Source organism: Paenibacillus sp. p3-SID867 (assembly GCF_025142895.1).
GTDB lineage: Bacteria > Bacillota > Bacilli > Paenibacillales > Paenibacillaceae > Paenibacillus_AQ.
This window is the reverse complement of the sequence record NZ_JAMBDM010000003.1, coordinates 105,281-117,861: the sequence shown is the minus strand read 5'-3', so window position 1 is coordinate 117,861 and position 12,581 is coordinate 105,281. Positions and strand designations below refer to the sequence as shown.

The 12,581-nt window shown below is 49.3% G+C and carries 12 protein-coding genes; all 12 read right to left on the bottom strand.

The window, feature by feature from the left end; genetic code table 11:
• The 12 genes from M4D81_RS06705 to M4D81_RS06650 all read right to left on the bottom strand — a co-directional run bounded on the left by M4D81_RS06705 (position 1) and on the right by M4D81_RS06650 (position 12,508).
• Positions 1 to 558 (bottom strand): cysteine hydrolase family protein, encoded by a 558-nt coding sequence (locus M4D81_RS06705; protein ID WP_260065200.1) that lies wholly within the window; start codon positions 556 to 558, stop codon positions 1 to 3.
• 63 nt (positions 559 to 621) lie between these two features.
• Complete coding sequence (locus M4D81_RS06700) at positions 622 to 1,407, bottom strand: NUDIX hydrolase (protein ID WP_071220157.1); 786 nt, start codon at positions 1,405 to 1,407, stop codon at positions 622 to 624.
• A 162-nt stretch (positions 1,408 to 1,569) separates the two neighbouring features.
• A complete protein-coding gene (locus M4D81_RS06695) occupies positions 1,570 to 2,019 on the bottom strand; it encodes a YlbF/YmcA family competence regulator (RefSeq protein ID WP_071220156.1) in 450 nt (149 codons plus the stop codon).
• A 103-nt stretch (positions 2,020 to 2,122) separates the two neighbouring features.
• On the bottom strand, positions 2,123 to 3,682 hold the full coding sequence (gene miaB / locus M4D81_RS06690) for a tRNA (N6-isopentenyl adenosine(37)-C2)-methylthiotransferase MiaB (RefSeq protein ID WP_216531908.1): 1,560 nt from the start codon (positions 3,680 to 3,682) through the stop codon (positions 2,123 to 2,125).
• A 313-nt stretch (positions 3,683 to 3,995) separates the two neighbouring features.
• Positions 3,996 to 4,568 carry a phosphate propanoyltransferase gene (gene pduL, locus M4D81_RS06685; protein ID WP_071220154.1) on the bottom strand — a complete coding sequence of 191 codons (573 nt, stop codon included), beginning with the start codon at positions 4,566 to 4,568 and terminating at the stop codon, positions 3,996 to 3,998.
• Between the two features lie 178 nt (positions 4,569 to 4,746).
• The gene (locus M4D81_RS06680; protein WP_260065196.1) at positions 4,747 to 5,703 is read right to left on the bottom strand and encodes a dipeptidase; all 957 of its coding nucleotides are present in this window, start codon (positions 5,701 to 5,703) and stop codon (positions 4,747 to 4,749) included.
• A 91-nt stretch (positions 5,704 to 5,794) separates the two neighbouring features.
• Positions 5,795 to 6,055, bottom strand: coding sequence for a stage V sporulation protein S (locus M4D81_RS06675; protein ID WP_006211249.1), 261 nt, complete (start codon positions 6,053 to 6,055; stop codon positions 5,795 to 5,797).
• A 129-nt stretch (positions 6,056 to 6,184) separates the two neighbouring features.
• Positions 6,185 to 6,979, bottom strand: a complete 795-nt coding sequence (locus tag M4D81_RS06670; RefSeq protein WP_260065710.1) for a TIGR00282 family metallophosphoesterase — start codon at positions 6,977 to 6,979, stop codon at positions 6,185 to 6,187.
• Between the two features lie 136 nt (positions 6,980 to 7,115).
• On the bottom strand, positions 7,116 to 8,657 hold the full coding sequence (rny, locus tag M4D81_RS06665) for a ribonuclease Y (protein ID WP_071220152.1): 1,542 nt from the start codon (positions 8,655 to 8,657) through the stop codon (positions 7,116 to 7,118).
• A gap of 359 nt (positions 8,658 to 9,016) precedes the next feature.
• Positions 9,017 to 9,754, bottom strand: coding sequence for a regulatory protein RecX (locus tag M4D81_RS06660; protein WP_260065195.1), 738 nt, complete (start codon positions 9,752 to 9,754; stop codon positions 9,017 to 9,019).
• 142 nt (positions 9,755 to 9,896) lie between these two features.
• A complete protein-coding gene (recA, locus tag M4D81_RS06655; protein WP_194544872.1) occupies positions 9,897 to 10,958 on the bottom strand; it encodes a recombinase RecA in 1,062 nt (353 codons plus the stop codon).
• Positions 10,959 to 11,245: 287 nt separating this feature from the next.
• Entirely contained in the window at positions 11,246 to 12,508 is a 1,263-nt protein-coding gene (locus M4D81_RS06650; protein ID WP_260065194.1) for a competence/damage-inducible protein A, read from the bottom strand.
• Positions 12,509 to 12,581 lie beyond the last annotated feature (73 nt).

Here is a 12,581-nt window from a genome sequence, read left to right as displayed (position 1 = left end):
CTATTGATTAAGAAGTTCCTTACTTCGCACTACCGATGCCCCGAGACTGCCTTGAAAGTGACTTAAAGCCCACTTGTGTCCTTCCGGATTAAAGCTTGCGACGGCATCTTCATAAACGGTAATCCGATATCCGTAATTATAAGCATCCACTGCGGTATGCAGCACGCAGATGTCGGTGCAAACTCCGATAAGATCGACTTCGGTAATCCCGCGTTCCCGCAGCTTCTGGTTCAGATCCGTACCGCAAAATGCGCTGTATCTCGTTTTGTCCATCCAGTAGATGGCGTCTTTTCGTTCCTCATACACCCGCTGAAGTTCACCGTATAATTCCCGACCTCGGGTTCCCCGAATGTTATGCGGAGGGAACAGCTTGGTTTCGGGATGGTAAGCGTCATTGCTCTCATGCAGGTCCACGGCCATGACAACAAAATCACCACGATCGCTGTATAACTTGGTCAGCTCCGCGATGTTGCTCTGAATGTCAATGGCGGGCTTCCCTACCGGCAGATTGCCATCCACGAAATCATTCGTGAAATCTATCACGATCAAGGCTTTCATCTGACACACTCCTCTACGACATGATTAATGTGATCGATAAAAAAACAGCTTGTGAATCCCATCCTACGTATAAATCGATAGCAATGGTGCATGATCCGTAAACCGATACAATTGGGCCGGCCGCTGGGAATATTGATTGGAGTTTAGCGGCTTGCCGTTCTCATCCCGCGCTTCTTCCAGTATCCCCTGCCTGCTGCGGGTCGATGTGATTTTACGGATAAAATTGGGCTCGTTGAACTCGGGCACAACCGTCTGGATGACCTGATATAACTCGCTCAGTGTAAAATGCTCCGGTAAAAACTGCCGCGCAATCGTCGTCTGCAGCATTTGCTGCTGAATCTTGCGGTACGCATCCATGATGATATCCCTGTGGTCAAAAGCAAGCTCCAACTCTTCCAAAGCTTCCGCGACCGTAAACAGACCTACCTCTTCCGCATCATCGGCAGCCTGGCGATGCTCCAGCATCCATTCTTCTACCAGCGCGTAGAATGCATGGCTGATAATCCAGCCCCTTGGATCCCGTCCCGGTGCGCTGTACACGCCCAAGTACTCCAAATGGCCGCCATCCACCCCGGTCTCTTCTTTCAGCTCCCGTTTGGCGGCATCGTAGATCGACTCACTCTCACGGCAAAATCCGCCGGGGAGTGCCCACATACCAGCACATGGCCATGACCTGCGCCTGATCAGCATCACCTTAAGCTCGCGTATGGGCAATGTCTTGGTGAAGGTTTTCCGTTCCCGCTTCGTTAAGGTAAACATCACGATATCAGCGGGCACACCATCCGGTGTTCTGTATTTCTTGGCACTGCTCTTTGGAGCCTGTTCGCGATCCGTCATTTCCATCACCATAACTATTATTTTGATAATTTCATTATGACATATTTAAAAATGATGTCAAGGATTTCCTGACCCCATCCTTTATATAAGTTTACTATGCCCTATTCATTCTCATTCTGTACATGAAATAACAAGAATAGAAAAGGTGCGGAACCATTCCGCACCTCGTTTCATCTATCCGCAGCTGCTTGGCGGCGTATCTTTTCCTGTTTCCACATTCACTTTTTCCGAAACCGTATCATGAATCACGGATACGACCAGCTGAAGAAGATAATTAATGTCGCTTTGACTTTGCTGGAACTCCATCACGAGCGGAATACCGTCAATCTCCTCTTGCAGTTCTTCGATCTCCCGTTCGATTTTGGCGACCATATCCTTGTTCTGGAACGTTTCAAAAGCCACGATTTCCTTTTGCTTTTTCTTAATGGTTTTTATCAGGTTTTGAACCCGTTCGTGGTTCTGGATCTTCTCTTCGGCCTGCTTAAACATCTGAACTTCTTCACTGGTGGATATTAATTCCGCCAGCTCGCCGGCTTTTGCCAAAATATCGTCACGTATAATCAATTCACGCGTGTTGTAAGTTGACATACCGTATGTGTTCGTACGAACATGATCATGTGCCAAGGTTCATCGCTCCAATTCTTCATCATCTATATGGGAATATGCAGCACCGGCCGGTTTTTTGTTCGCGGCCCTATGCTGCATTTGAATGCTGCCTGCTCCTCTATTATACCGCATCCGAGGCCGGAATCGTGTCCGGGATTCTATCCCCTTTGATATACCAGGTCTTCGTATCCGTAATCCGGACATTTACGAAGCTGCCTATGAGGTCCGTCGAGCCTTCGAAATGCACCAGCTTGTTCGTGCGCGTGCGTCCCGACAGCATGGAATCATTGTTCTTGCTGACTCCTTCTACCAGCACCTCCACCGTAGAGCCTAGCAGCCTGTCGTTGCTCTTGCGGCTGTACTCATTGATGGCGGCATTCAATCGCTGAAGACGCTCGCTCTTGACCTCCATCGGTACATTATCCTCCATCACCGCCGCTGGCGTTCCTTCTCGAGGAGAATAAATGAACGTGTAAGCGGAGTCGTAGCCGACCTCCCGAACCAGGGACAGCGTCTCCTCAAACTGCTCATCGGTCTCACCGGGGAATCCGACAATGATGTCGGTGGTGAATGCTACATTGGGAATCGCCTTCTTAATCTTATGGGCCAGCTCCAAATACGTCTCACGCGTATATTTGCGGCTCATTTTTTTGAGCACTTGCGTGCTTCCCGACTGTACCGGCAGGTGAATATGCTCGACCAGGTTACCACCCTTCGCCAGCACCTCAATCAGGTGATCATCGAAATCCCTTGGATGGGATGTAGTGAAGCGAACACGCGGGATATCGATCTTGTGAATATCATCCATCAGATCGCCGAAACGGTATTCGATATCTTCAAAGTCTTTGCCATATGCGTTCACGTTCTGACCGAGCAGCGTAATTTCCTTATAACCTTGCCGGGCTAATTCACGAACCTCAGCAATGACATCCTCCGGACGCCGGCTGCGTTCCTTGCCGCGGGTATATGGGACGATGCAGTATGTACAGAATTTATCACAGCCGTACATAATGTTGACCCAGCCGCGGAGACCTTCTCTCTTTTTCGGTAGATTCTCAACAATGTCGCCCTCTTTGGACCACACTTCAACCACCATTTCCTTGCTGAAGAGCGCTTCCTGAATAAGATGAGGCAGACGATGCACGTTATGCGTACCAAAAATCAAATCCACGAAGCCATGCTTTTGGAGAATTCGATTAACAACCGATTCTTCCTGCGACATGCAGCCGCAAACGCCAAGGAGCATATCCGGCTTTTCCGTCTTCAAATGCTTCAGATGGCCGAGTTCGCCAAACACTTTATCCTCCGCGTTTTCACGAATGGCACATGTATTGAGCAAGATGATGTCCGCCTGCTTCCGATCCTCGGTTGCCCGGTAGCCCATCTGCTCCAGCAATCCTTTAATCGTTTCGGAATCATGCTCATTCATCTGACATCCGTACGTATACACGATATAATGCTTGCCAGCCCCGAGGGTTCGAAACGCTTCCGGCAGCTCGGTATCGTACAAGACTTCGACACTCTGCTTGCCGCGCTGTTTTTCCTGTCTATGATTAGGCTCCGAAAGGATGTTGATTTCCCGGCCATTGATGCGAATTCTCTTCCCGTGTTCATCTTCGGAGAGAACTTTGGCTCCTGAAAAATCAAAATACTTGGAGTAGTCCTTACTTTCTTTGGACATGCTAGGTCACTCCTTAGATCCGCAAAATCTCTGGTTTACATGACAAAATATCTTAAATAGGCACTGTTTTAAATTATATCATGATCTTATTGCCTAAGCTACCACCTTGGGCATTAATGAGTCCAAACCTTAACAGACGCTCTCTCCTTCAAAATAGGCCTTCCGAAACATGGACCCGTAGAAAATTTCAAAAAAGAGCCTGAAATCGAAATGAATCGACTCAGGCTCTTCCAGCTGTGAACACTAAAAACGCTTAACAGCAGCACATGCGTGACACATACAGTATGTTCATCAAGTTTACTGAAGCTATAGATTAATCAATAATTTCAGCAGTGTCTCCGTTTTTGGCGCCGGCAGCGTTAGCTTCATCGGTATCGATATGCATGTCGAGCGCAAAATTGTCGGATACGCGGGCAATGACGTTCTCCAGAACCAGACCGCGTTCGCCGCCTAAGCGTACCTTCAGCAGGTCCTTGTCTTTAATACCCCATTGATCCGCATCGGATGTATGGAAGTGAATATGACGAGCGGCTACGATGACACCTTCATCCACCGTTACTTCACCAGCCGGACCTTTAATCGTGATTCCCGGGGTTCCAGCGATGTTTCCGGATTCGCGTACAGGTGCTTTCACACCGATGGCGAAGGAATCCGTGCGGGAAATCTCCAGCTGGGTTGCAGGACGTGCAGGTCCCAAAATTCTTACTTTATCGAATTGTCCCTTCGTTCCAATAACCGCTACCGTTTCGTTGGCTGCGAATTGTCCTGGCTGGGACAATGGTTTGAACTCTGTCAGCTGATATCCAGGGCCGAACAATGCCTCAATATGCTCTTGGGTTAAATGAATATGGCGGGCGGATACACCCACAGGTACAGTTTTACTCATCTGTCTCACTCCTTGTTTTTCTCTATATGCTGTACATGCCATCACCTATTATACTCTCTATTACCCAAAAATAAAAAGGCAACCCGGGTGATTCAGGCCGCCTTCTTCCGATTCACGAGCAATCTGCAACAGGATTGTCAAAGTTATCCTCGAATCATGGTCGTTATGCGAAAGGTTACTATGCTTGGGCTGACAATGAAGGTAAATTCTGCTCAAGAAAATGGAGGGCATACTCCGACATCCAGCCCTTTACCATCGATTCCGGGTAATGTTTAAGCAGCAGCTCCTGAAATTCAGGATACCGGCCCGGATGCTCAAGCCCGGCAACCCATTGATCAATCCCGTCGAAGTCCGAACCAAACATGATGTGCTTTTCACCGCCCAGCTCACAAATCTTCTCGATATGCGGCAATATGTCCTCCGGCTTCACACGATCTACTCCGCTGCGGATAAACCAGGGCACAAACGTGATTCCAATCATTCCGTTTAGCGCAATTAGTGCCCTTATCTGCTCATCATTCAAATTCCGGGGATGCTGGCAGACGGAGTACGCATTGGAATGCGAGGCGATGATAGGCCCTTTGGTCAGCTCCACGAGCTCCCAGAAGCCAGCTTGGGACAGATGAGACACATCCAGAATGATGCCCGTCGAATGGCATAGCTCTATCAGCTGCCGTCCCCGTTCCGTGAATCCCCCATTTCGCTGCTCTAATGCTCCATCCGCAGCCCAGTTCGCATAATTCCAGGTAACCCCCATCAAACGCACGCCCATCTCAAACAAGAGCTGGACGTAATATAAATTCCCCTCCAGCCCGGCAACGCCTTCCAAGGACAGAACGCCGAACCGTCCATGCTGCCCTTGTCTGATCTCTTGGAGCTGCTCCCGCCAGAGCAGGGGCTTAAGATGTCCCGGTTTAACGATGCGGCTGCGATATGTATCGAGTTGTGCCAGCACCCGTTCAAAGGATGGTCTACCCCATTTCTCAGATAAAAAAACTGCGAACACCTGAAGGGCCAGGTCGCCCTCCTCCATGCGCTGCAGCGTTACATCCAAATGCGGGTCGTCCACAAAGGAGGCTTGGGGAGCTTCCCACATTTTGCTCAAAACATCACAGTGAAAATCAACCGTACGCATCGCGCCGCTCATCTCCCTTCTGAACTTGTCACAGCAAAAAGCCTGTTTACACCAAGTAGAGTAAACAGGCTAATACCTCAACATTCGAAATTTATCTAGGTTCTACGATCAATTTAATTGCCGTCCGGTCTTCGCCATCAATCACAATATCCGTAAAAGCAGGGATGCAAATCAAATCCACCCCGCTCGGTGCTACAAATCCCCGGGCAATCGCTACCGCTTTAATGGCCTGGTTCAGTGCTCCCGCCCCAATCGCTTGCAGTTCCGCTCCGCCCCGCTCCCTAAGAACTCCAGCGAGCGCCCCTGCAACTGAATTAGGATTGGATTTTGCTGAAACTTTTAATACTTCCATGGTAAGTACCTCCCCTGGGAATGTTGAGTGATGGTTTGCTTCCGCTTACTAGATGTTATTCGTGAGAGGGGAAAAAATTCCTGCTTTTTACCATCCGTTCCTAATTTAATTAAACGGATTCCGCCTTTTTTAATCCATCCGCCATTCGTCTTCGTACATGCGGATTTTCTGTATCTTCCGGGCTCTTCCCGTGTCCTCATCCATATCCACGCATACCGCATGGAACTGCCATTTACCTTCGTCGACCTGGAAACGGGCAGGAAGCTGGGTCTTGAACTTATACATCACCGCATCACGCTGCATGCCGAGGATGCCTTCCTTGGAGCCCACCATGCCGGTATCCGTAATATAAGCTGTTCCTCCCGGCAGTATGGTATCGTCATTGCTTTGCACGTGGGTGTGCGTTCCGACCACCATCGAGGCGCGGCCTTCCAGATGCCATCCCATGGCAATCTTCTCCGACGTCGCCTCAGCATGGAAGTCCACCAGAATGCACTTCGTCTTCTGGCGAAGCTCATCCACAATGAAATCGGCTGCGCGAAACGGGCAATCGATGGCTGGCAGGAAGGTTCGTCCTTGTAGATTCACGATCGCCAGCTGTTTGCCGTTCGCTTTGATGATTGTGTATCCACGCCCCGGGGTGCCGGGCGGAAAATTTGCCGGACGAATCATGCGCGGCTCATCATCAATAAACTCAAAAATGTCCTTGTTATCCCAGGTGTGGTTACCCAAGGTGATGCCATGAATGCCCCAATTGAAAAATTCATTGGCGATGGCCGAGGTAATGCCGCGTCCTGAAGCAGCATTCTCCCCATTGGCAATAATGATGTGCGGATTATATTTGGACTTCAGCTCTGGAAGAGAAGCCTTCAAAGCTTTACGCCCTGTACTGCCGACAATGTCTCCGATGAATAATACGTTGATGTCAATCACTCCTTCAGGGATGCTTGTCCTGATTCCCGGCAGGACCGTTCCCGATTCATAAATGTCCAAATCTGTATTTTCGGTACTTGAAAGATAAAAAGTGGCCGGATTGCGGCCACTTTTTAAGGTCCAAACTCTATTTCGCGTAATCCACCGCTCGGGTTTCCCGGATGACGGTGACTTTGATATGACCCGGATAATCCAGTTCATTCTCAATGGTTTTGGTAATGTCACGCGCCAAGCGGAATGCTTCGGCATCGTCGATTTTCTCAGGCTGTACCATGACGCGAACTTCACGTCCCGCTTGAATGGCGTAGGATTTCTCAACGCCTTCAAAGGATTCGGAAATTTCTTCGAGCTTCTCAAGACGGCGGATATACGTCTCAAGCGTCTCTCTGCGTGCTCCCGGTCTTGCAGCAGACAATGCGTCAGCTGCGCCAACCAGCATGGCAATAACCGAAGTTGCTTCACAATCACCGTGATGAGAGGCAATGCTGTTGATAACCACCGGATGTTCCTTATACTTCTTCGCCAGCTCCACGCCGATTTCAACGTGCGATCCTTCCACTTCATGATCCAGCGCTTTCCCGATGTCATGCAACAGTCCTGCCCGTTTCGCAAGCACGATGTCTTCACCCAGTTCGCCGGCCATCAGGCCAGTCAAATAGGCCACTTCCATGGAGTGCTTCAACACATTTTGTCCATAGCTTGTACGGAATTTCAGTCGGCCCAGAATTTTGATCAAATCTGGGTGCAAACCGTGAACGCCAACCTCGAAAGTGGCTTGTTCTCCGTATTCGCGAATGCGTTCGTCCACTTCCTTGCGGGATTTCTCCACCATTTCTTCGATACGAGCCGGATGAATCCGTCCGTCCGCCACGAGCTTTTCCAAAGCTGTACGGGCAATTTCACGGCGAATCGGATCAAAACCGGAGAGAATAACAGCTTCCGGAGTATCATCGATAATAAGGTCAATCCCTGTAAGGGTCTCAAGCGCACGAATATTCCGGCCTTCACGTCCGATAATCCGGCCCTTCATTTCTTCATTCGGCAAAGTGACAACAGATACCGTGGTCTCCGCGACGTGATCAGCCGCACAGCGCTGAATAGCCAGCGTAATGATCTCGCGTGATTTCTTATCTGCCTCTTCCTTCGCCTGCTGCTCGATTTCTTTAATCATCTGAGCGGTTTCATGACGAACTTCCTGCTCAACATTACTGAGAATAATGCTGCGGGCATCCTCCATCGTCAGGTTGGAGATGCGCTCCAGTTCTGTCGTTTGTTTCTTGTAAATGGCATCGATTTGCTGCTGTGTCTCTTCTATTCGTTTCTCTTTGTTCGCCACTTGTTCTTCTTTACGTTCCAAAGATTCTATTTTTTTATCCAGCGACTCTTCCTTTTGCAACAATCTGCGCTCCTGCCGTTGAATTTCATTCCGGCGCTCACGAGTGTCTTTTTCAGCTTCGGCTCTAATTTTATGAACTTCGTCTTTAGCTTCGAGAACCGTTTCTTTCTTCAATGCTTCTGCTTCCTTCTTCGCACTTTCTACGATCTGCAAAGCGGCATGCTCGGCACTGGAAATTTTAGCTTCTGCAAGGGATTTGCGAATAAAATAACCGAACCCAAAGAATATAGCGGCTACAACGAGAACGATTATGATCCACCAAATGGAATCCATCTGATCACCTCCTCGTTGGTTCCTCCAAGGCATTCCTTGGGAAATGTGCAATTGTCAGGTTACTCATTCATACATAAAATTTTCCGGCAGTGGAAGCTGCCGTCCATACTGCGCACGCCGTATCACGTACGCAAATCCCGCCTTAGCCAGCGGAATACATTTCACTATGAATTGGCGATTAAAGAATCTTTCACAAAGTAGTCACTTTTTTGGAAGGAAAAAGGATTCTAATTTATGATAAAAAGATTCATATTTATTTTAGTATTTATAAAAAGATATTGTCAAGGGAAAGCAATGGGTAAACGTCAGTTTCATCCAATGAAACCATTTCTTTCGCGAAAAAGTACCCAAACTGCCCTTTATTCGAAATCTTCCAGCTCGTCGTCCCACTCGCCCTTTTCCTGATCCTCGTCAACCAAACGCTTGAGCACCTGACGCACCTGATCCCCGCCGAAGCCTCTACGCATTAAATATGCTCCCGTTTTACGTTTGCGATCCAGCATCTCTCCATGGGTTTGCTGCCATTTTTTCCGTCCCACGGCAAGCGCGCTCTCCAATTCGGCATCTGCACTGATCTCGCCCAGAGCCTCGGAGATCAGCTCCGTGCCGATTCCCTTCTGTCTCAGCTCCTGTTTGACCCACAGCCGTCCCTTCTTATGGCTGGTCATTCGCTGCTCTGTCCACATCTTGGCGTATAATGCGTCATCAATCAGCTTGTCCTTCTCCAATCGCTCCAGCGTCGTCTCTATGCAGCTCGGCTCAAAACCTTTTTGCTGCAGACGCTGGGTGATCTCCTTGGCTGTTCTGGGTTTCCTGGACAGATGATTCAGTGCCTCTACATAAGCCCTCTGTCGTTCATCCGCCACGATAATTTCTTCAAGCTCTTCCTTGCGAAAAACATTCCCCTTGAACATCCGGTATTTCAGCATCACATCTTCATGAACGGTCATGAGGTACGGACCATACGCGATTTGGTATCGGTGCTTGGGCTTTTTCAGCATTTCAACTGACGTTACAATCAAATCCTCATGGTCGGGAAAATGTCCTATACCTGATGCTTCTGCCTGCTCCGACATTTCCTTATTCTCTTCTTCCATATGTCGCTCCTCTCACTACCGCACCATTTCTGAGTAAAATAACCAAGACTGCATCTGGAAGTCTGAATAAATGCAAAGAAGACCGTCTGGCGTTACAAACACCGGACGGTCCTCAACACTGTAATCGATAACCAGCAATGTACTACTCTACTTTAAACAACTCTTGCTCTTCTAATTCCTCTTGTTCCTTATCCTTCTCGGAAGGCTCAGGAACAGCCGTGGTCAGATTGCTCGCTTCACGAATTTTGTTCTCGATAACACTAGCGATCTCCGGATTCTCTTTCAAGAATTGCTTTGCATTCTCCCGTCCTTGGCCAAGACGGTCACCTGAATAAGAATACCATGCGCCGCTCTTATCCACGATATCGAGTTCCGTTCCGATATCGATCAGGCTTCCCTCTCTAGAGATGCCTTCACCGTACATAATATCAAGCTCAGCCTGTTTGAAAGGTGGCGCTACCTTGTTCTTAACAACCTTAATCCGTGTGCGGTTACCCACCACATCGTTCCCCATCTTGATGCTCTCAATTCGACGCACGTCCAAACGAACCGTCGAGTAGAACTTCAAAGCACGTCCACCTGGAGTCGTCTCAGGGTTACCGAACATAACACCAACCTTCTCACGAAGCTGGTTGATAAAGATGGCAATTGTTTTCGATTTATTAATAGCACCCGACAATTTCCGAAGAGCCTGGGACATCAGACGAGCTTGCAGACCTACGTGGGAGTCACCCATGTCGCCTTCAATTTCAGCTTTTGGTACCAGTGCAGCAACCGAGTCAATAACGATGATATCAACTGCACCACTGCGTACCAGAGCTTCCGCAATTTCCAGCGCCTGCTCACCCGTGTCCGGTTGGGAGAGCAGCAATTCATCAATGTTAACGCCCAGTTTGCTTGCATACGATGGATCCAGAGCATGCTCGGCATCGATAAATGCAGCCTGTCCACCAGCCTTCTGAACTTCCGCAATCGCATGGAGGGCTACTGTTGTTTTACCGGAGGATTCCGGTCCATATACTTCAATAATCCGGCCTCTAGGCAAGCCGCCGGTTCCTAAAGCTATATCCAATGCCAACGATCCGCTCGGCACAATCTCTACTTGCATGTGGGTGGATTCACCCAGTTTCATGATGGAACCTTTTCCGAACTGTTTCTCTATCTGACGAAGCGCCATTTCCAGCGCAGCACGACGATCTGACAATTGTTCCACAACCCTTCACTGTTGATAGTCATATCATACCTTGTTTTGACACGTTTGCCAAGCTTTTTTTCGAACATACATTCGTTTTTTTTATTCGGCACCCCTTCCCGTATATGCTCCATGCCTTATGTATAAACAACAAGAACCGTGGCAACATCATACGATATGCCACGGTTCTTCCGTATTTCCCATTATACTTGGAACTGTTCGTTAATTCAAGAAGAGCTGCCAAGCAAGGTGTAAATTATTTACTTTTTTCGAATAGCGGATATCCCTATTCCGCAACCCTAAACCTGTTTAGAGGCAACAAGACGCTGCCAAAGCCGGTAGAGCAGCGCCTTCGCAGCTCGGAGCCGGATCGTTTCACGGTTACCCTGAAGGTGCAGCTCGTGCACTTCCGTTTCTTTTCCCCGTTGAGACAATCCAATGTAAACAAGACCTATAGGCTTTCGTTCAGCATACCCTGGACCTGCCACGCCCGTTACCGATAAACCAAAGTCGCTGTCGGTTACCATCCGGACATGATCCGCAAGCGCTTCAGCAACCTCTGCACTGACGGCTCCCGGCGCATCATCCCCCTCAAGCAGCGCATGCGGGATATGCACAAGCTTCTCCTTGATCTGGTTGGTATAACAGATGATCCCGCCAAGGAACATGGACGCGCTCCCAGGGATAGAGGTCAGCGTCTCCGCTACAAGGCCTCCCGTGCAGCTCTCCGCAGCGCTCAGCGTCCAGTTATGATCCGCCATCATATCCACGATGACCTTCTCAATGGGCACATCCTCGTTAGCATACATAAATTCCGGGCCTCTCTCCTGGATCCGGGCTTCCAGTTCATTCAGCCGAACCATGGCCTCAGCCTCGCTGGCTGCCTTCGTGGAGATTCGGACGGTGACCTCCCCCTCCTTGGCATACAACGCAATCGTTGGATCGGTCTGGGCCGTAATCAGGTCCTCCAGGCGCTTATCAAGCGCGGACTCCCCGATGCCTGCGAATTTGAGCATCTTTGAATAGATGGGAAGCTCTCCCGTAAGCACATGCTGCAGAAGCCAAGGCTTGGCCTCCTGCTCAAACATCGGCATCAGCTCTTTCGGCGGTCCCGGCAACACAATGTAATGAGTCCCTTCATAGGATACCGCATTCCCGACGGCGAGGCCTGTTTCGTTCGGAAGCGGAGTCCCTCCCTCGATGGCCAGGGCCTGGCGCCGATTGTTCTCGGTCATTACGGAACCCCGTTCATGGAAGAAGCGTTCAATCCGATCCATGGCCATCCGATCAATATGCAATGACCGATTTAGAAAAGATGCGAGCGCATCCTTTGTCAGGTCATCCTGTGTGGGGCCCAGACCGCCGGACAGGAGAACGATATCGGCTCTGCTGCTGGACAGCCGCAAGGCCTCCTTGAGTCTCTCCATGTTATCCCCGACAACGGTTTGATAGTATACATCGATTCCCATTGAAGCAAGCTGTCTGGACAAATACTGTGCATTGGTATTCACAATCTGTCCAAGTAGAAGTTCGGTTCCAACTGCAATGATTTCTGCTTTCATGATTCGTCCATCCTCCTGTGTCTGCTATCTCTTCACAAATACTCGCTTTCACTATGTTCTTACCCTGCGGAAG